Source organism: Enterococcus sp. S22(2020) (assembly GCF_020295385.1).
Classification (GTDB): Bacteria; Bacillota; Bacilli; order Lactobacillales; family Enterococcaceae; genus Enterococcus_L; species Enterococcus_L dunnyi.
Genome location: NZ_JACFUD010000004.1, coordinates 427,814 through 447,856, shown reverse-complemented (window position 1 = coordinate 447,856; position 20,043 = coordinate 427,814). Strand labels below are relative to the sequence as shown.

21 protein-coding genes and 1 riboswitch are annotated in these 20,043 nt (G+C 39.1%); of the genes, 6 read left to right on the top strand and 15 right to left on the bottom strand.

Annotated elements, in window-relative coordinates; translation table 11 throughout:
• Window positions 1-12: 12 nt before the first annotated feature.
• From H3T55_RS10660 to rimP, 4 genes are all read right to left on the bottom strand, one after another.
• Window positions 13-315 carry a L7Ae/L30e/S12e/Gadd45 family ribosomal protein gene (locus H3T55_RS10660; protein WP_225534447.1) on the bottom strand — a complete coding sequence of 101 codons (303 nt, stop codon included), beginning with the start codon at window positions 313-315 and terminating at the stop codon, window positions 13-15.
• Window positions 308-604, bottom strand: coding sequence for an RNase P modulator RnpM (rnpM, locus tag H3T55_RS10655; protein WP_087641450.1), 297 nt, complete (start codon window positions 602-604; stop codon window positions 308-310). Before rnpM ends, H3T55_RS10660 begins: the two co-directional genes overlap by 8 nt.
• Before the next feature lie 18 nt (window positions 605-622).
• Entirely contained in the window at window positions 623-1,801 is a 1,179-nt protein-coding gene (gene nusA, locus H3T55_RS10650; protein WP_225534446.1) for a transcription termination factor NusA, read from the bottom strand.
• A 118-nt stretch (window positions 1,802-1,919) separates the two neighbouring features.
• Window positions 1,920-2,393 (bottom strand): ribosome maturation factor RimP, encoded by a 474-nt coding sequence (rimP, locus tag H3T55_RS10645; RefSeq protein ID WP_225534445.1) that lies wholly within the window; start codon window positions 2,391-2,393, stop codon window positions 1,920-1,922.
• Between the two features lie 284 nt (window positions 2,394-2,677).
• On the opposite strand from rimP, the gene rnhC reads away from it, so the two are divergent.
• On the top strand, window positions 2,678-3,613 hold the full coding sequence (gene rnhC, locus H3T55_RS10640) for a ribonuclease HIII (protein ID WP_225534444.1): 936 nt from the start codon (window positions 2,678-2,680) through the stop codon (window positions 3,611-3,613).
• A 121-nt stretch (window positions 3,614-3,734) separates the two neighbouring features.
• Here rnhC and H3T55_RS10635 read toward each other — a convergent pair whose 3' ends face one another.
• Window positions 3,735-5,954 (bottom strand): glycoside hydrolase family 3 protein, encoded by a 2,220-nt coding sequence (locus tag H3T55_RS10635; protein WP_225534443.1) that lies wholly within the window; start codon window positions 5,952-5,954, stop codon window positions 3,735-3,737.
• Between the two features lie 342 nt (window positions 5,955-6,296).
• Window positions 6,297-6,466: riboswitch (M-box (ykoK) riboswitch) on the top strand.
• Window positions 6,467-6,534: 68 nt separating this feature from the next.
• On the opposite strand from H3T55_RS10635, the gene H3T55_RS16640 reads away from it, so the two are divergent.
• The 4 genes from H3T55_RS16640 to H3T55_RS10620 are packed head-to-tail and all read left to right on the top strand — an operon-like array spanning window position 6,535 to window position 9,939.
• Entirely contained in the window at window positions 6,535-6,669 is a 135-nt protein-coding gene (locus H3T55_RS16640) for a hypothetical protein (protein WP_263866780.1), read from the top strand.
• Window positions 6,670-6,671: 2 nt separating this feature from the next.
• Complete coding sequence (locus tag H3T55_RS10630; protein WP_225534442.1) at window positions 6,672-7,598, top strand: LCP family protein; 927 nt, start codon at window positions 6,672-6,674, stop codon at window positions 7,596-7,598.
• A complete protein-coding gene (locus tag H3T55_RS10625; RefSeq protein ID WP_225534441.1) occupies window positions 7,595-8,776 on the top strand; it encodes an FtsW/RodA/SpoVE family cell cycle protein in 1,182 nt (393 codons plus the stop codon). The genes H3T55_RS10630 and H3T55_RS10625 overlap by 4 nt, the downstream gene beginning before the upstream one ends.
• Window positions 8,773-9,939 (top strand): FtsW/RodA/SpoVE family cell cycle protein, encoded by a 1,167-nt coding sequence (locus H3T55_RS10620; protein ID WP_087641443.1) that lies wholly within the window; start codon window positions 8,773-8,775, stop codon window positions 9,937-9,939. The genes H3T55_RS10625 and H3T55_RS10620 overlap by 4 nt, the downstream gene beginning before the upstream one ends.
• A 142-nt stretch (window positions 9,940-10,081) precedes the next feature.
• On the opposite strand, the gene H3T55_RS10615 is transcribed toward H3T55_RS10620, so the two are convergent.
• The 10 genes from H3T55_RS10615 to H3T55_RS10570 form a co-directional block, all read right to left on the bottom strand.
• Window positions 10,082-11,806, bottom strand: coding sequence for a carboxylesterase family protein (locus tag H3T55_RS10615; protein ID WP_225534440.1), 1,725 nt, complete (start codon window positions 11,804-11,806; stop codon window positions 10,082-10,084).
• A 396-nt stretch (window positions 11,807-12,202) separates the two neighbouring features.
• Window positions 12,203-12,517: a DUF1292 domain-containing protein gene (locus tag H3T55_RS10610; protein ID WP_087641442.1), complete on the bottom strand. Its 315-nt coding sequence runs from the start codon at window positions 12,515-12,517 to the stop codon at window positions 12,203-12,205.
• A 46-nt stretch (window positions 12,518-12,563) separates the two neighbouring features.
• Window positions 12,564-12,992, bottom strand: a complete 429-nt coding sequence (ruvX, locus tag H3T55_RS10605) for a Holliday junction resolvase RuvX (RefSeq protein WP_087641441.1) — start codon at window positions 12,990-12,992, stop codon at window positions 12,564-12,566.
• A complete protein-coding gene (locus H3T55_RS10600; RefSeq protein ID WP_069662009.1) occupies window positions 12,989-13,258 on the bottom strand; it encodes an IreB family regulatory phosphoprotein in 270 nt (89 codons plus the stop codon). Before H3T55_RS10600 ends, ruvX begins: the two co-directional genes overlap by 4 nt.
• 396 nt (window positions 13,259-13,654) lie before the next feature.
• A complete protein-coding gene (gene argF, locus H3T55_RS10595) occupies window positions 13,655-14,587 on the bottom strand; it encodes an ornithine carbamoyltransferase (protein WP_225534439.1) in 933 nt (310 codons plus the stop codon).
• Window positions 14,580-15,737, bottom strand: a complete 1,158-nt coding sequence (locus H3T55_RS10590) for an acetylornithine transaminase (protein ID WP_225534438.1) — start codon at window positions 15,735-15,737, stop codon at window positions 14,580-14,582. The genes argF and H3T55_RS10590 overlap by 8 nt, the downstream gene beginning before the upstream one ends.
• The gene (gene argB / locus H3T55_RS10585) at window positions 15,734-16,486 is read right to left on the bottom strand and encodes an acetylglutamate kinase (RefSeq protein WP_225534437.1); all 753 of its coding nucleotides are present in this window, start codon (window positions 16,484-16,486) and stop codon (window positions 15,734-15,736) included. The genes H3T55_RS10590 and argB overlap by 4 nt, the downstream gene beginning before the upstream one ends.
• A gap of 36 nt (window positions 16,487-16,522) precedes the next feature.
• Window positions 16,523-17,554, bottom strand: a complete 1,032-nt coding sequence (gene argC / locus H3T55_RS10580) for an N-acetyl-gamma-glutamyl-phosphate reductase (protein ID WP_225534511.1) — start codon at window positions 17,552-17,554, stop codon at window positions 16,523-16,525.
• 210 nt (window positions 17,555-17,764) lie between these two features.
• A complete protein-coding gene (locus tag H3T55_RS10575; RefSeq protein ID WP_225534436.1) occupies window positions 17,765-18,154 on the bottom strand; it encodes a GyrI-like domain-containing protein in 390 nt (129 codons plus the stop codon).
• Between the two features lie 85 nt (window positions 18,155-18,239).
• Window positions 18,240-18,938 (bottom strand): DUF554 domain-containing protein, encoded by a 699-nt coding sequence (locus H3T55_RS10570; RefSeq protein ID WP_225534435.1) that lies wholly within the window; start codon window positions 18,936-18,938, stop codon window positions 18,240-18,242.
• A gap of 255 nt (window positions 18,939-19,193) precedes the next feature.
• Between H3T55_RS10570 and H3T55_RS10565 the strand changes: the two genes are divergently transcribed.
• A complete protein-coding gene (locus tag H3T55_RS10565) occupies window positions 19,194-19,946 on the top strand; it encodes a threonine/serine exporter family protein (protein ID WP_225534434.1) in 753 nt (250 codons plus the stop codon).
• Window positions 19,947-20,043 lie beyond the last annotated feature (97 nt).

The window sequence follows — 20,043 nt, the reverse complement described above, 5'->3', positions numbered from 1 at the left end:
GCAATCACCTTCCTAACCTTTGATTAATTCCTTGAACTTTGTCGCAAAGCCCTGATCATTAATCCCAATAATCATGCGCGTTCTGCCAATTGCATGACTGATTTCTGATTGGGTAAACGACTCGTCTGTCGGAATCTTATAATAAGAACATTTGTCCTTGATTTTCTTTCTTGTATTTTCACTAGCATCTGCCGCGACAAAAACAAATTTCGCCTTATTGCTGCGAATATCTGCTAAAGTCAACTCTTCACCAGTCACTAGTTTTCCAGCTCTCATAGCCAAACCTAATAAATTTAAAATCTTTTCTTTATCCATTTCCGAACAACTCTTTACGGGCTTTTTGATGTTCCACATAATCTAACAATTCTTGATAGAATTCGTCAGTCAACGTTGTTTCCAGAACACGATCTAAAATGTGCTTATCCCATGCATCTTGAACTTCTTTTGGTTCAAGAGCGACGTACGCACCTCGCCCCGGCATTTTTCCAGAAGGGTCGATCGATACGACACCTTCTTTAGAACGAGTGATTCGGACTAATTCTTTTTTTGGTTTCATCTCGCCTGAGACAACAGATTTACGCATCGGGACTTTTCTTTTTTTCATTTTGTTCCCTCCAAATCGTTAGACTTGTTCTTCGTCTTCTATTGTTTTTTCTTCAAACGCAATTTCTTCATACTCATCAGCTGTTAAATCAGACTCTACGATCGCTTCATCAAAAACTTCTTCTGCGGCATCTTCTTGTGTTTCTTGTTGAGCGTAGAATTCTTCCATTTCTGATTCTGGTTTGATATCGATTTTGAAGCCTGTCAATTTAGCTGCTAAACGTGCATTTTGACCTCTTTTACCGATAGCAAGTGACAATTGATAATCTGGTACAACAACTGTACAAGCTTTGTTATTGGTAGGATCAAAAATAACATCGACAACTTGTGCTGGATTCAACGCATTGCTGATGAAGATCGCTGGATCTTCATTCCATTCTACGATATCCATATTTTCACCTTTTAATTCATTCACGATCGCTTGAACACGTTGGCCTTTAGGACCTACACACGTACCAACAGGATCGATATTTGGATCTGTTGAACGAACAGAGACTTTTGAGCGGTCTCCTGCTTCACGAGCAATGCTGACGATTTCTACAATTCCATCATACACTTCCGGAATTTCTTGTTCAAACAATCGCTTCAATAAATCTGGATGACTGCGGCTAACAAAAACCTGAGGCCCTTTAGATGTATTTTCAACACGTGATACATACACTTTGATTCGATCATGCGGTTGATAAAATTCATTTGGCATTTGGTCTTGTTTTGATAAGACAGCTTCGATTTTTCCTAAGTTCACATAGATATAACGGCGGTCTTGTCTTTCAACGATTCCTTGCATGATATCATTTTCGTATGCACTGAATTCATTGTAAATAATGTTTCTTTCAGCTTCTCTCACACGTTGTAAAATAACTTGCTTCGCTGTTTGTGCCGCAATCCGGCCAAAGTCTTTTGGTGTCACTTCAAAACGAATTTTATCGCCCAGCTCATACGCCTTATTGACTTCCATCGCTTCTTTTAATGAGACTTCCAATTGGGAATCCATCACTTCTTCAGTGACTTCTTTTACTGCATATACATGGATATTGCCTTTTTTGCCATCGAATTCTACTTCAACGTTTTGGGCCTGTCCATAATGTCTTTTATATGCGGAAACTAATGCTGCTTCCAGCGCATCAATCACGATATCCTTAGAAATACCTTTTTCAGCTTCTAATGCATCCAATGCATTCAACATTTCTTTGCTCATTTTGTTGTCATTTCCTCCTACTTGTTTAAATGAAAGATAAACGGAATGGCTTTTCTTTCGGAAAACACCTTTCCGTAATAAGCAAAAACTAGATTGTTTTGCTCTACGAATGTCTGGGTTAAAACTGGATTGCTAAACGAGCTTTGGCAATGTTTTTCCGTTCAAATGTATACTCTTTGACTCTTGTTTTGATTTTGACCGTCAAGACCAATTGTTCTTTGTCTACAGTTTTTAACGTTCCTTCAAATTGCTTTTCTCCCTCAACTGCTTGATAAAGAGAGATATGGATATATTGGCCAACGGCTTGTTCATAATCGCTTTCTTTTTTCAACGGACGTTCAGCTCCCGGAGAAGAGACTTCCAAAAAGTACGCTTGTGGTATCGGGTCAGGATCCATAGCATCAAGTTTTTCGCTGAGTTGTTCACTGACAAAGGCACATTCCTCAATATCAATGCCGCCGGTTTTATCAATAAAGACACGGAGAAACCAGTTCTTTCCTTCCTTGACAAACTCTACTTCTACAAGTTCAAAATTTTGTTTTTCTAAGATTGGTGTGACTAACTCGGTAACAGTTTCCACAACACTACTCAAAATTTTCGCCTCCTTCAGGAATTATAGAATGAGGACTAGCGTAGAAGTAAAACAGCCGTACTTTTCCTGCCTTACTCCATTAAAAAGAGTGAGCAGAAATCCGCTCACTCCGACTAGTATCATTACTTGTAAAGTATTATATCATAGAGTTTCTGAAAACTCAAATGAAGGTGATTATGAAGCCGTTTCTCATCATCTATTTGCTTCATTTGAGCAGGAAATACGCTTCACTTTTCCAACTTTTTGTTTTACTATAGAAAAGAACTCGCGAAAGGAGCCGTCTAATGTCTCAAACTCAAGTTATCAAAGTATCCAAAGATACCATCAAAAAAATGAAGTCTTTTTATGAGCGCTCACTCTTAAATAAACAGGTTCCGTATACAGAATTCGTGGCAAAATCAGGGACGACAACGATCACTGCCTACACCTCAGGAAAAGTTGTTTTTCAAGGGTTAGAAGCGGAAAAGATCGCTGCAAAGTGGGGCGCACCTAGTTCGAACAAAACTGCTTCCACCTCTAAAGCTAAAACGACAACTTCTACAGCACTGCCAGATAATTTCAGTCAGCTTTCTGTTTTAGGCAGCGATGAAGTTGGTAACGGCAGTTACTTTGGTCCAGTAACAGTTTGTGCTGCTTATGTAGAAAAAACAATGGTAGCAAAATTAAAAGCGCTCGGAGTCAGAGATTCCAAGGAGTTGACTGATCCGCAAATCAGGCAGCTTGCAGCAGTGATCAAAGAATTGATCCCATTCAGATTGCTGATCGTTGAACCGGAAAAATACAATCAGATCCAGCCAAAATATAACGCAGTCCATATGAAAGTTGCACTGCATAACCAAGCTATCCACTTATTATTGGGTGACATCGCACCTGTTAAACCAGAGGCCATTTTGATCGATCAGTTTACTCCTGAAGCTAATTATAAAAAATATGTACGCTCAGAAAAAAATCAGGTACGTGAAAAGCTTTATTTTATAACCAAAGGTGAGCAATATCATGTGGCAGTCGCTGCTGCTTCGATCATTAGCCGAGCAGCTTTTTTAGATGAGCTGGAGAAAGAATCACAAGAATTAGGCTTGAAGGTTCCATCCGGCGCAGGTAGCACTGCCGATCAGATTGCTGCAAAAGTCTTAAAAAAAGGCGGTATCGACTTACTGAGCAAATACGCAAAACTCCATTTTGCGAATACCGAAAAAGCGAAAAAAATCGCGGCAAAATAAACAAAAAGAGAGTCCTACGCAATGTGTAAAGCATGTCTACGTAAGACTCTTTTTTGATCAACATTATAGAACGAATCAATAAACTGATTTTCAGCCCTCAACTCTTGATACATCGCCTTAACTATTCATAAAATTTTCTCCTCTCATCAACGATCGGTTCGTCGAAATCCATGCCAAATCCAAAATCATACATATGTCCAAACTCATCTGAGTAACACTTCATATCAAGAGGGACATCTTCTTGTTGTTTTTCAACTGTTTCCATATCTGCCGGCATTTGGAACGGCAGCAACCCAGAAGGAGTGAAAGCGCCGCTTAGAACACTAAGTATCGCTTGTGTTTGTACACCAAAATCGACAATAATCGCATCGACATACGGCTCGAATTCTGCAACGATCGTTGGGTTTTTCAATGTCAAGCTCACAATGATCGGTACATTAGGATGTTGTTCCTTTAATCGTTGCAGTGTTTCGATATCCTGCCCATTACTTGCCGTATTTTTCTTTCCATGGTAAGAACGATCACCGCCAGCAAGACTTTTTTTTCGGGCAAAGTGTGCAGTGTATGGCTTGTATTGTAAACTGATCGGTAAATAGCCATTGCCACGATCTTCATTCGAATAGCCATATGTTTTAGGCGACTCTAAAAATAGCCAAATCGCATCTGCTTGTTCAGGCGAATCCACAACTTGAAAATATTTCTCGACGAGGCTTCGATTGACAGGATTTTTTTCAAATGCAGGTTGCGGATGACCAAACCAATCCTTTGAAGCACCAATGCGCTGCTTAGGAATATACAATTTAGCCGTCTTTTCTAAAGGCAATAGCCTATGCTTATTTTTTAGCAGTACTAAAGATTTTTGCTGTGCTTTAAATCCTGCTTCCATAAATTGTGGCTGCCCAACGATTTCTTCAGATTTTTCTGATATTAGATATGGATTTTCAAATAAACCTGTTTGAAACAGATTCTTCAACAATCTGCGAGCCGAAACTTGGAACCTTTCTTTCATTGCTTGTGTCCCATATTCTTTAGCGCCCAATTCAAAAGCAGCCAAAACGGGGGCAATTTCATTATTTCCTCCAAACTGATCAACTCCTGCTAACAGTGCTTTGTAATGACGCTGCTCCACAGTCAGCTCCTCTACTCCCCAGCTTTTTCCGCCAAGAAATTGATCGATTTGTACTGGATCAGCTGTGATCGACCAGTCTGTACAGACAACGCCATCATAATGATATTTCTTTCGTAATAGATCATTGAGGATAAATTGGCTAAAACCGTTTCCAACATTTTCTCCATGTTTCTGATCTTGATCATAAGATATCGTATAGTACGGCATGACTGCTGCCGCTTTCTTTGTCCCTTCCTGTAAATCAAATGCTCCTTCTAGAAATGGTTTTAGATGCTCGTTAAAATTATTTCCAGGATAAACGGCATATTTTCCATAACCATAGTGGCCATCTCGTCCAGCCTCACCACTGCCACCCCCCGGCCAATGTTTGACCATCGCATTCACACTTTCCTTGCCCCAACCGTTTGCTTCTTTAGTTGTTTGAAAACCATCACAATAAGCTTGAGCTAAAGCAGTGACTAATTTTACCCCTTCACCAAAGGTACCCGAAAAACGCATCCAGCGCGGTTCAGTGGCCAAATCTATCTGCGGTGACAAAGCGGTCGTAATTCCTAATGCCCGATATTCTTGACTAGCGATTTCTCCAAATCGTTTCACCAGCTCAGGATCAAAAGCTGCTGCTAACCCTAACTGCTCCGGCCACATAGAAATCTCTCCGCCTGCCCCGGCATTGAATTCTGTGTCTGCACTTGTGCTGTGACGCGGATCTGAGCTGATATTTACTGGGATGCCCGAGTCCAAGCTTTCGGCCATCGCCTGAATTTTATTCGTCCATTGTGCGGCTGCTTTTGGTGATTCTACCCTCGTCAAAAGCACATGGCGGATATGATCCTTCGTTAAAAATTCCTTTTGCTGGTCCGTCAATTCAGAAATCGGTCCGTCATAGTCTGCTAGCGCCTTTCCCGCATATGTACCGGAAAACATCTGCACAAAATGATTGTCACTTCTTGATACTGTTTGATGGCGACTATACAACATCAATCCAGCCATTTCTTCCACACTTAATCGTGTAACTAAATCTTCGATTCTCTCTTCAATTGGCAAGCGCCAGTCTTCATATGGATCCAAGCAGCCATTTTTATTCAAATCTTTAAAAGCGAATCCATCCTGCTCAATCAATGTTACTCCCGAATCTGCTGCATAACCTAAGGCTGCTCCTTGATCATTTTCAACGAGTATCCAATTTTCTTGCTGTATTATTCTATAGCTCATTTACCTTCCCCCATTTCTAAAAAATGCAAGCGCATTCTTCTACAATTCTATCTTACTCTGTTTTCAAGTTGGATGCGACATAAAATTTAAAACTTCTCTTAAACAAATGATGCTAGCTGTTATTTTTATTAAAAAAATCTAAAGAAAAGAGGTTCTTGATTTTCTATTAGTAAAGATACTTAAATCAATTTTTTCTTAGTTCTTTTATGAAATGGCTTGATCTAAACGTATTCTCGACCGATCTCGGAAACGATATTCTTTCAACCTTTCTTTTTACTTAGGAAAAAATTAACTTTTGAACGATTGACTTCCGTTATTGAATTGATTATAGTTGTGGCGATCTAAATAACTTGTTAGGTGAGGCTCCTATGAAAACACAGGCTACTGCTCAAAAATGTCGAAAGACAGGCATGGGTAGGACAGGAATTGTCGAATTAAGGCTTTTCACAAAGTAGCTAAAAGCAATGCTTTTTACGTTTCATAGTGCTAAAACTCAACGATGAGAATGATGACCCTTTTTTATGCTGGAATCAATCCCCTTCGCTGAGTCTTTTTCAGCGAAGTTTTTTGTTTTGGATCAGTGAACTATTTGGAGGTGAAAAATCAGCTCGGTCTAAACAACCTAGTCAGCAAGAAAACGGTCATCCCGACGTATATGTCGATTCCTAGCGCCGCAATTTATTTGATGATCAATAAAATGATTAGCGAGGAATAACAATGAATCTAGTAAAAAAGAGTTTGATTTGTATTAGTCTTATCACTGTTTTGATTTTTACTGCTCTTGGCTGTTATGCAGTCATTGGCTTTCATCATGGTAAAAAAACAGCCCAAACACACGTCACTAAACGAAAGAATTTGACTTTTTCTGCAGATGCACAAACAAATTTAAAAGAAATCACGATTCTATTGATCGGTGATGACGGACGCGAAGATGACGAAGACGGTGGACGGGCAGATACGTTGATGGTGGCGCATTATAATAGTGAAACCAAACAACCAAAGCTGCTGTCGATCATGCGGGATTCTTACGTTCAAATACCTGGACATGGAGCAGAAAAAATCAATGCTGCCTACGCTTACGGTGGAGCTGAGCTGACTAAACAAGTCTTGAATAGCTCCTTTGATCTGCCCATCAATTATTATATAGCCGTTGATTTTAACCATTTTATTCGTTTGATCGATGATCTTTACCCCAAAGGTGTCCAAATCAATGCAGAAAAAGAGTTGAACTTAGATAACGTCGATATAAAAAAAGGTAATCAAACAATGGATGGGAATACTTTATTGCAGTACGCCAGATTCCGCATGGATGGCGAAGGAGACTTCGGTCGTATCAGAAGACAGCAGCAAGTCATGGACGCTTTAGCAAAACAAGCTACAAACGCGGTCCCGCTTTTACAGCTGCCTCAAATTGCTGGAGAAGCCGTTGGTTATCTAGACACGAATATTCCAGCCGAACTTCTGATCGATTTAGCCAAGGACTTTTTAGGTGGGAAAGTAAAACCTCTTCAAACCTTATCTGTTCCAGTTGAAGGGAGCTGGGCATTTAACGATTATACGGAGGCAGGCAGTGTTTTAGAAATCGATGAGAAGCAAAATGCACAGGCGATAAATGACTTTTTAACTGACGGGGCAGATGAATGAAGACGCTGCGGAAGCCTTCCAAAATAGTTTATCTAGATTTTTACCTCCTTCTCCCTTATCTTATTTTGTGTGTGATCGGCATTTTAATGGTATATAGCGCTAGTTCTTATCAATTGCTTGATAGCCAATTAAGTCCGGCACATAAAGCATTCAAGCAGACCTCTTATTTTATTTTCAGTCTGGTTTGTTTAGCTATCGTCTATCGGATCAATTTAGCTGTTTTGAGAAAGCCTACGATTATTCACATGTTGCTTGGCCTGACATTTCTTTCCTTAATTCTATTACCAGTCATCGGAACAAGCGTTGGCGGTGCCAAACGTTGGATCAATTTAGGAATTCTTTTGTTTCAGCCTTCAGAGTTGGTCCCATTTATTTTAGTGCTTTATCTGGCTCTTGCATTATCAAAAACAGAAACTGTCACGCCTTTCTCTTTCAAACAGTACAGACAGCCGATAATCGTTTCGATCAGCTTGATGTTTTTCGTTGCTTTACAGCCAAACATCGCTGGTGCTTCCATGATTTTTATTCTAGTATTGATTTTATTTTTGACAAGCGGACTATCACCGTGGTTCATGTCATTTGCTTTGATCGGGTTCGTCATCGCAAAAAAATTGGGAACAATGCTCTTATTATCTTTGCCCACAGAATGGCTGCCGCAAAAATTCAGTTACTTAGTGACACGTTTTGAAGTCATGCAAAATCCTTTTATCGATCCTATGGGCAAAGGCTTTCAAACATCCAATGCCTATTATGCGATCCATAATGGCGGATTTTGGGGCTTAGGTTTAGGAAACAGTATTCAGAAAAAAGGCTTTTTACCTGAGCCTGATACAGATTTTATTTTTGCGATATGTATAGAGGAACTTGGCTTGATTTTTTCTTTGGGCATTCTATTTTTGGTCTTCTTTATGGTCGCCCGCTTGCTTTTATTAGGGATAAAAACGAATCGTCTTTATTATTCTTACCTGTACATTGGCTGCGGTGTCTTATTGCTCTTGCAGGTTTCTGTCAATGTCGGCAGTCTTTTGGGCTATATCCCGATGACTGGACTGACCTTTCCATTTATCAGCTATGGCGGATCTAGTCTATTGATCTTGAGCCTTGTTCTCGGTGTTGCGTTGAATGTTCGCGCAAGCGAGCTGAGAGAAAAACAACGATCACGAGGTGAAAGCCAATGAAACGAATTCGGAACAGATCGAATGAGCTGATCAATTACGGTCTTTTACTCCCAGTTTTGCTACTGATCTTAGTTGGCTTTGTCGCACAATACGGTGCTTTCAAAGCTGATCCTACGATCACTGCTGTCACTCCATTGCTAATAAAACAGCTGTTGTGGACACTCTTAGGAATCATCACTATGTTTTTGACGATGCTGATTCCAATCAAGATTTTATGGAAAGCTGCTCCCTATCTTTATCTTTGTTCCCTGATTTTGATGGGCTTGTTAGTAAAATTCCATGATCCTGTGATGGCTGTTGCTACCGGAACCAAACGCTGGATTCGCCTTGGTCCGCTTGCTTTTCAGCCTTCTGAGTTTGCAAAATTGGGCTATATTCTGATGCTGGCTTATCTCGTGACAAAATATGGTAAGACCTTCTCTTCGCTAAAAGAGGAGCTGTCACTTTTAGGAAAACTATTACTTGTGAGCATCCCCATTTTTGGACTGATGTTTTATCAAAAAGATTTTGGGACTAGTTTAGTTTTTCTATCGATTTTATTTGGTATTCTACTTGTTTCAAGCTGCTCTTGGAAACTTTTGGTTCCTCTTTTTGGCGGTTTGAGTTTGATCGGCATCAGTGCGATCTTGTTGGTTTTAACGGAGCAAGGACAAAAAATACTTGCCTATTTACACTTTAAGCCTTATCAATTCGACCGTATTCACGCTTGGCTGGATCCATTTGCTTATGCGGATTCGATCGCTTTTCAGCAAGCTAGAGGGTTGAGCGCGATTGGGTCAGGAGAATTAGCGGGAAAAGGACTGACCAATTTACAAGTCTACGTCCCAGTTCGGGAATCCGATATGATCTTTACTGTTATCGCTGAAGCCTATGGATTTATCGGAAGTTGTTTCCTGCTTTTACTTTTCTTCTATCTCATATATCAAATGCTGATCTGTACTTTAGCAGCTAAACGAGAATTTTATGCTTATATCACGACTGGGATCATCATGTATTTTTTGTTTCATATCCTAGAAAATATCGGTTCAAATATTGGTTTATTGCCTTTGACTGGTATTCCGTTGCCTTTTATCAGCCAGGGAGGAACTGCTTATCTAGCGAATTTTATTGCTATCGGGTTGATACTTTCCATGTTCTATCAAAATGAAAAACAGGCTCTTTGATTCGCAAATGTTTATACGAATAAAGTGACTTATCAAATTTAGTCTAAACCCGCTAAAAATGATAAGTCACTTTTTTACCGTAAGGTATCGAGATTATTTCCAACGTTTCTCGACCTTATATTTATACCGACAGCAAATCTTTCTATTCTTTATCAAAATCAGAAAGCTGCTCATACTTTTCATCCAGCCGTTTGCTAAACCAGCGGCCATTCATTACTTTGTTCAACAACTCTTGCTTTTGATTCTCTGACACTGTTGTATCCTGATCGATTGCTTCCAAAACTTTTTCATAATCATAGGTTTTATGCCCCATTTTTGCTGATGCTTGTTTTTTGTCCGCATTTACAAATAAGAGATTGTCTTTCGATCCAGCTTGCCATTCTTCCCACTTCGGCAGATCCGAACCATTTGGATCACCGTTTTTAATAAACTCAAATAAATAATTTTGGAATACTTTGCTTAAATCCTTCGCTCCTTCACTATCATAACCTGCTCCAACTAAGCCTGCATAATTTTTACTTTCCGTATCAAGCAATGGGACAAAAACACCATGGAATGCACCAAGTTTAGCCATTTCTTCTCCTACTACAGCTTTATCTGCACCGAATTCGATTTCCATGCCATAGATAGCTGCTTGATAATGCTGATTCATTTTTTCTGCAGACTCTTGAACATTGAACAAGCTGTATAGTTGTCCGCCATAGTTATTAATAAACGCATATTGATTCGCAATTTCAGGATCAGCATCAATTTTTCCGCCTTCTAAATATTGAGAAAAATACGGATCAAAGCGCCCAAATAAGGAGAATTCCTGCTCTCCAGTCAGCATCATCAGAGGAACAGAATGATAGTTTTCTGTGTCAAACCCTTCTTTCGGAAGCACATATCCATCATTAAATAAATGCGGGAACACACTCATCCGAATCCCTGCATTGCTCATCAGTCCAACTAAACGATCTCCATCAAGTGCATACAGATAATCCTTTACCTCTTGATCTGTGCTCAATAGCCAGTCCTTTGCTTGAGTTTCATTTTCTTTTAGACCATCTTCTACAACCAATGGAGCAATTGCCTGCGCATAGACTTCTTGACTTCTTTTTTCATCGGCAATCGTCATTCCTCCGCTAAATGAGATCGCTTTATCGAATTTCCCTTCAAATATTGGTGAAATCAGCATAGCCATCACATCACGCCCGCCAGCAGAAAAGCCACTGACTGTGATATTATTTTGATCTCCACCAAAATTTTCAATATTTTGCTTTACCCAATCTAAAGACTTACTTAAATCCAGCAATGTGTAATTTCCGGAATTCTCTTCTTTGGTTCCATTTTTTAAAGCTGGCAGTGGATTGAATCCAAGTGGACCCAAACGATAATTGACGGAAACGACAATCGCATCATGCCCCGTCACAAAAGAAACGCCGGAGATTTCTTCCGCTGTCCCCGTTTGATTATTCCCACCATGGATATAAACAAGAACCGGTAAGTCTTTCTTATCATTATTAGGACGGTAGATATCCAGATTTAAGCCATCTTCTGAACCTACGATACCATCTGCACTCGTTTGTAAAGCAACACTTCCGGCCTTTGTTGCATCACGTTCGCCTTCCCAAGGCTGTGGATCTGTTGGTGCTTTCCAGCGCGCTTCTTTTGCGGTCTCACCGCCGTATGGGACGCCTAACCATACAAGCGCTTCTTTCTCTTCATACCCTTTCACCTTGCCAAAGGCTGTTTCCCGAACAACAGATGTCTCCTCATTTTTATCAGCATTTGTCTTTTCTGTTTTAGCTGACTGAGTACACCCTCCCAATGTGATTACTGCAAGCAACAAGCCAACCCAACTAATCGTTCTTCTAAATTTCTTCAAATCCCTTCCTCCTTCATGTTTTGTTCAACATTCTAGTAAATCGTAAAAACTCCTTTCTTGCTTTTTAAACAAAAAAACCTAAACTAGCCCATAGATATGAGTAGTTTAGGTTATGCCCAAAAGGTTACATTCCTGTTTTCATTTTAGCATAAAAAAGCAAGCGTTTTCAACATATTGTTTTAAATCATCTTTTATTTATACTATATTTATCTTCATTTTTTATAATAAGATAAAAATATGATGATCATATTTCATAGTATTGCCTCTCTTGTCATTTGGTAATTTGTAAGAAGAAATATAGCATAGGCAATTACTGAACATCATTAAACACTTTGATACTGGTATTCATAAAAAAACTGAATCCTCATATATGAGGATTCAGCTATTTCTTAAATTCTATTCTTCTTCTTCAGCCATGAATGTATTGAAGACCTCTTCGATCATATCCCACTCAGCATCTGTTTCGATTTGTTGTAATTCGCCTTCTGTTCCTTCGCTATTTTCGATGTAGGCATAAGCTTGTAATTCTACATCTTCCTCTTCAGGAACTCCTGCTGGATAAAGAAGTACGTAATTTTTACCGAATTCTTCTTGCCCATCAACTGTTAGCAAGATTTCATATAAGGTTTCATTCCCTTGTTCATCAACTAAAGTGATATGTTCATGTCCCTCGTGATCATGATCGTGATTATGGTTATGCTCTTCTGCCATTTGCTTTGCTCTCCTTTTTGCTTATATTCGTGAAACTATAAGCCATTTAAATTTTATTGCCAGCGCTGTCTAAATAATTTTGTAGAATCATGACTGCAGCTACTTTATCGATAACTTTCTTTCTCTTAGCTCTTGATGTATTCGCCTGTTCGATCAACATCCGTTCTGCCTGAACAGTAGTCAGGCGTTCATCCTGATAGCTAACTGGGAGTTCAAACAGCTCTTCGATTTTTTTTCCATAAGCCATTGATGCTTCTGCTCTTGGCCCAATCGAATTATTCATGTTTTTTGGCAGGCCAACGACAAAACGGGTAACTTCGTATTCTTTCACTAACTCTGCTAATCGGTCAAAGCCAAATTCTCCCTGTTCTTCGTTGATTCGAATGATTTCTACACCTTGGGCTGTCCAGCCTAATAAATCACTGACAGCAACACCGACGGTTCTAGAACCGACATCCAGTCCCATTACTCTCATCGAAGTGTGATACCATGATTAGATAAGTAAAATTTAACCAGCTCTTCCATGATTTCATCCCGTTCGTGACGACGAATCAAATTTCGAGCGTCCTGATAACGAGGAATGTAGGCCGGGTCTCCTGAAAGCAAATAGCCCACAATCTGATTGATTGGATTATATCCTTTCTCTTCTAAAGCCTTGTACACAGTTGCCAGAGTCTCACTTACTTCTTTCTTGCGACTGTCATCAAAATCAAAACGTACAGTTTCATCTGTAAAACCCATTTATCTACACCTCACTTTTCTTCTATTCATACAGCTTCATTCTACTAAAAAGTAAGCAAAACTACAAACAAAACTTGATATTTTCACTGATAAATTAAAGATTTCCTTTAATTTGATGGAAAAACTCTGATGATTATCCAGTAAGCCAGTCAAAAAATGTCATTCATTTCGATCTGCTACCTTAGATTATCTATATTAGCAGTACCAAAAACCAACGAATCCTCCCTTTATTTTTGAAGAATCTCATAGATAAATTGATATGTACCAACAGAAAATCAGCTACTTCGACAATTTTGCAAAAAAAAGAGTGCCGTACAAAACTAAAAAACAGTTTTGCTTCACACTCTAAAACTTTATAAATGATGAAATCAGAAACAACTTTTGTCGGATTCTTATTTATTCCTTCATCACTTTCAACATCAATGCTTTTTGTGCATGTAGACGATTTTCAGCTTCCTGATAAATCGCAGAATGAGCTCCGTCGATAATATCAGTGGTCACTTCTTCTCCCCTATGTGCAGGTAGACAATGCAAGAAATTATAATCCTTTTTAGCCAAGACTGCTAGACGATTATTGATTTGGAATGATTTAAAAGCTTCTGCTCTTTCCGCTTGCTCCCCTTCATCACCCATGCTTGCCCATACATCCGTAATCAAAATATCAGCATCTTTCACTGCTGATGCAGGATCATTCGTGATATCGATTTTACTACCGCTTTCTTTTGCGTTTTCTAAAGCAATATCGATAAACTCTGATTTAGGTTCATAGCCTTTTGGTGCAGCTATAGAAACATCCATTCCGACAAGGCTTCCACCAATCAAAAATGAATGGGCCATATTGTTCCCGTCACCAACATAGGCCAATTTAATTCCTTCAAGTTTTCCTTTCAGCTCATAGATCGTCTGAAAGTCTGCTAAAATCTGACACGGATGATGGTTGTCCGTTAGACCATTGATAATAGGAATCGTTGCTTCTTCCGCTAACTCTGCGACCATTTGATCCGAATAAGTCCGAATCATGATCGCATCAACATAACCAGACATGACTTTTGCTGTGTCCTTGACTGGCTCTCCTCGTCCCATTTGAGTATTTTTTGAATCAAGAACGATTGCTTGTCCTCCTAGCTGGATGATTCCAGCCTCGAATGAGACTCTTGTCCGTGTACTGTTTTTCTCAAAGATCATCGCCAAAATTTTTCCTGATAACGCACCTTTGTAATCTTCTGGTTTCTTTTTAACGGCAATTGCTAGTTCAATGATCGATAAAAATTCTGATTTTGTCAGCTCGGTTAAATCTAAAATACTCTTTCCATATATTGAATTAATCATTTTTCTGCTCCTTACATAACACTTTTTCTAATAGTTCTACTCCTCTATTTAACTCTTCGTCAGAAATCGTTAGCGGGGGCAACAATCTAAGAACTGCTTGCCCTGCTTTTAATGTGATCAAACCTTCTTCTTTTAACTGCTCCATTATACTGGCAAGTACATCTGCATCAGTTAGCTCGATCCCCGCCATCAGCCCTTTTCCGCGAACATCTTTGATCAGCGTTGTTTTAAGCGCCAGCTGATTCAACCCCTTCATCAAGAGATTCCCTTTTCTTTGTACCTCTAATAAAAAATCAGGCTGGTTGATTCGCTCAATCACTTCACTTGCGACACGCATGGCTAAATTATTGCCGCCAAACGTAGATCCATGACTTCCTGGACCAAAAGCTTGTGCGAATGATTTTTTCCCAAGCATTGCTCCTACAGGAATACCATTTCCTAATCCTTTTGCCAACGTGAAAATATCTGGTTCGATCTCATATTGCTCATAGGCATACAGACTTCCTGTTCGACCGATCCCCGTTTGGATCTCATCTATGATCAATAGAGTCCCAGTCGTTCGACAAAGCTGTTCTATCTGTTTGACCCACTCCTGTTTAGCTGGAATCACGCCGCCTTCTCCTTGGATCAACTCAAGAATGACCGCCGCCGTTTGTTTATCGATCTTTTGTTTTAAAGAATCCAAATCATTGAACGGCAAGTAATCGAAATCAGGTACTAAAGGCTGGAACCCCTGATGAATGCTTTCTTGTCCTGTTGCACTCATTGCGCCATAGGTTCTTCCATGAAATGAATTGACAAAGCTGATGATTTTACTGCGTCCCGTCGCTTTCCTTGCAAGTTTTATCGCCGCTTCATTCGCTTCAGCACCACTATTGCAAAAATAAGCGACATAGTCCCTTCCATTAGCAAGCTTTTCAGCTGTTTCTTCTTGGAATTTACTTTCGTACAAGTTAGGTGTGTGCCATAAATTTTCTGCCTGATCACTCAATACTTCATTTAAGCTCGAATCACCATATCCTAAATTCATTACACCGATTCCACTAGTAAAATCCAGATAACTTTTTCCATCTTGATCGATCAGGGTATTATTTATTCCTTTGACCCATTGAATCTTTTTTCTTTGATAGTTTGGAAATAAATAGCTCATGCATAGACCTCCGTCTCTTGAATCTTCGTACCTGAAACGTACAGCTGATTCGTAATGTGAACTTCTTTTACGCCACCGCGGATCGCAGTTACTGCACTTTCGATCTTAGGTAACATACCACCTTTAATGACGTTTGTTTTCTTTAAATCATTGATTTCTTTGATAGTAAGTTCCTCTAGCCATTGATTTTCCTTTTTGACACCTGGAACATCCGTCAGTAAATAAAGTTTTTCAGCCTGTAGCTCTTCTGCAACCTTACAAGCTACTTGGTCCGCATTGATATTGAGCCAATCCCCTGTTTTAGTTAGTCCAAGTGGTGCAATGATCGGAATATGGTTTCGTTCAAGTAAATGCTCCAGCAACTCTGTATCGACCTGTTCAACCTCACCAACTGCTCCTAAAGTTTTTTGATTCAAATAGCTTCCCGTAATAATTTGCCCGCAGGAAGCATTCAATCCTACGACAGAAAATCCCTCTTGTTGAAAATGCGTCGTGATCATTGGCTGAACTTGCCCGATCAAAACCATTTGAGTGATTTTTAGTGTTTCCTCTGTCGTGACCCTTAAGCCGTTTTGAATGTTGACTGGAACGCCTAACCGCTGCATCATCTCTGAAATATAATGGCCGCCGCCATGAACAATCACAATTTTATTCCCATCTTTTTGCCATTGTTCTACTTGACTAAAAAAAGATTTCGTCAAGTTGTCACTTGCTACTCCGCCCATCTTAATAACAATAACCTTCTTCATTGTGGTCGCTCCTTTTTTATGTACTTCGTATTTCTTTTATGGATAGATAGGTAAAAGATCCAAGCCGCATTGTTCATCGAACCCAGCGAAAATATTCAAATTTTGAACTGCCTGTCCAGCAGCTCCTTTACCCAGATTATCGATGACCGTAACGATCGTGATCATCTTCGTTTTAGGATTATAAGCCAAACCGATATCACAGTAATTAGACCCGATCACTTGCTTGAGCACTGGAAAGCTTCCAACCTCTTGAATTCGGATAAACGGTGCTTGTTTATATTCCTCTTGGTACAACTCAACTAGTTTCTCGTCAGAAATCGGTTGAACTACTTTAGCATATGCGGTCAAAAAGATACCTCTTGTAACTGGTATCAGTGAGGTCGAAAATTGAATTGCCTCTAATTCAGGTGACCACGCGTTTAATTGTTGCATAATTTCCGGAATATGCTGGTGACTGTTCATTTTGTACAATGACATATTATCGTGGCTTTCAGGAAAATGAGTCGCTTGAGACAAGCCTTTGCCTGCACCTGAAATGCCTGATTTTGCATCAACTACAATTGAATCTAGCACGATCAAGTGATTCTTTAACAAAGGAGCAAGAGATAATTCAGCCGCGGTTGCATAACAACCTGGATTTGCGATCCATTTTGACTTAGGTTCCTGTCTATATTCAGAAAGTCCATAATCAAATTTATGAATAGCCTCTAACGGAGCTGCTTTTTTTCCATACCAAGTTTCATATGCGCCTTCTGTTTTTAATCGAAAATCACCTGACAAATCGATCACTGGAAAATCAGCTTCAATAAAAGGAAGAGCTAACTCCTTTGAAATACCTGAAGGAGTCGCTAATAAGACTAATTCACTTACAGCCATTATCTTGCTGGGATCAATTGCTTCTAAAGGTAGTGCTGTAAGTTGTTTTACATGCGGATAATGTTGTTCTAATGATTTTTTATTCATAGAATGACTATGGATAGAAACAACTTCCACAAAGGGATGATGCTTCAGATAACGAAGGAGTTCCAACCCACTGTACCCAGTAACTCCTATAATAGAAACCTTCAAACTGATCACTTCTTTTCTTTTCATTTTTACTTCTTACATTTTCTTTTCATAAGTATACGTTCTATACTCGCGCAAGTCAATGGTTTTTTATTAAATTAATTAATAAAAATAAATATTTATGCAAAACCAGGACGGAATTATACAAAAAAAGACTGAGACATCGCTATACTCGCGCATCTCAATCCTTTTTAAATCAATGAAAAAGAAGAATCAAACAGAAAGATAAATCATTATTGTTCCATCTTTCTGGTAATGTTCAACATCTGTTTGATAGGTTCGTCTTTTTTCCAGTCCTTCATCTTGCCAAATCTGCTGCCAAGCCTGACCGACCGCTTCAGGTGACTGTCCGTTGACCTTAATTGCAACATACTCACCAGAATTGATCACGACCTTTTGACTACATTCTGCCTGCTCACTACCTACTAACAAATCATAATCTCCTTTAAAATTTGATTCATAATTTGTATAAACTGCATATAGTTCCCCAGATAAATTCATTGCAGGAACTATATTCCATAAGGCAATGATATCTTCTATCTGCTGATTGTTGGTTCGAATCATTTTTCCTGCGATCATTTTTTCATTCAAGTGAATGCTCATATTTGTCCACTCCTTCTCAGATATGAGTTGACTATAACATGTAAATGATGACATCATTTAGTCATCATTTACACCTTTTTTATCTTTACATAAAAAATTGAACTGTCACGATGCCGATCAAAATAATGATCCCAGGCAAATAATTCGATACTCTAATTTTTGTTAATCCCATAATATTCAAGCTGATCGCTAAAATCATCAATCCGCCAATCGCACTGATCTCATCCATCAATAAGTCAAGTAGTTCGCTAGGTATATATCTCATCAATACGCTTGCTAGAAGTGCGATCGCTCCTTGATAAAGAAAGACAGGAACTGCTGAAAACAGGACCCCGACACCAAATGTTGCTGTCAACATGATCGACATGAACCCATCCATGACAGCTTTTGTCAAAAGCGTTTGATGATTGTTTGCCACACCGCTTTCAATAGCTCCAATGATCCCCATCGAACCAATCAAAAAAATCAATGTAGCTGTCACAAAGCCTTCAGCGAAATTGCTACCAGGCTTTGCATACTTTCTTTCTAATTTCAAGCCAAAATCATTCATCTTGTCTTCGATCCCTGCTGCCTCTCCGATCATCGCTCCAAGACACAAACTAATCAAAATGACGATGAAAGAAGATGTCTTAAATGCCATTTGAATTCCTAAGACTAAAACACCCAGTCCGATCCCCTTCGTAACAGTGTCCTTCATCTGTTCAGAAATATTACGTAAAATAGAGCCCATCAAACTGCCTGCAATAATCGCTATACCATTCACTAACGAACCAAATAATATCATACTTTCCACTCCAACCATTTCATTTTTTCTGTCTCAATGATAACTAAGCCACATTGTTGTTCTATTATACGACAAGAAGCTAAAAAACGATATTTATTATTAATCATCCTATTAAAAATAGGTCAAATTTCTCTCTAATAAACCTTGCTTCAGTTAATTATCGTCAACTTTTTAGTGTTCTGGCTATTTTTTCAGAGTGGAATCAACTATACTTAATCTAGAGAAAGAGAAACGACTAAAAAGTGAGGTTTGCTAATGGCAACTGTTGATATAGAAAAAGTTTTAGAGACCTGTCTTTTAGCAGGAAAAATCATGTTGGAAAGTGATGCTGAAATGTATCGTGTGGAAGATACGATGAGTCGGATCGCTTTAGCATCAGGAGACTATCGCCTTGTTAGCTACGTAACACAAACCGGGCTGTTCGTAGGACTGGATGGGACTTCCACCATTCGGATGGTACAGATTTTAAATCGTTCAATAAACTTAGAAAAAGTCTCTAATATCAATCAATTATCACGTGAATATGTGATGGGCGACTATACACTGGATGAACTTTTAACAAAATTAAAGGAATTGGAACAGGAACGGAAATTTTTTCCTTTATGGCTGCGCTTCATTAGTGCTGCGGTAGTCAGCGGAACAATTATGATTTTATTTGGTGGGGTTTGGTCAGACTTATTTCTGACTTGTCTTATTGGCGGTCTTGGGTATGTCCTTTATTACTCAAGCTTGAAGGTTTTGAGAATCAAATTTCTCTCTGAATTTCTTGCTGCCTTTTTCATTGGTTGTGCAGCTCTTTTGAGCAGCCAAATTGGTCTGGGAACGGATCAGGATATGATCATTATCGGCTGTGTTATGCCGCTTGTACCTGGCGTTCAAATGACCAATGCTTTACGGGATTTATTGGCTGGACACTATCTTTCCGGCGTTTCCAGAGGAACAGAAGCAATGATGACAGCTTCAATGATCGGATTTGCGATTGCTTTTGTTTTCCAATTATTTTATTGATGGTTCTACTACTTTTAATGAATCTATAAAAAGAAATATGTCCTATTTCTTTCAACACTGAAAACAGTTGATTCATTCTTACTTTTAAGGAGTCTTT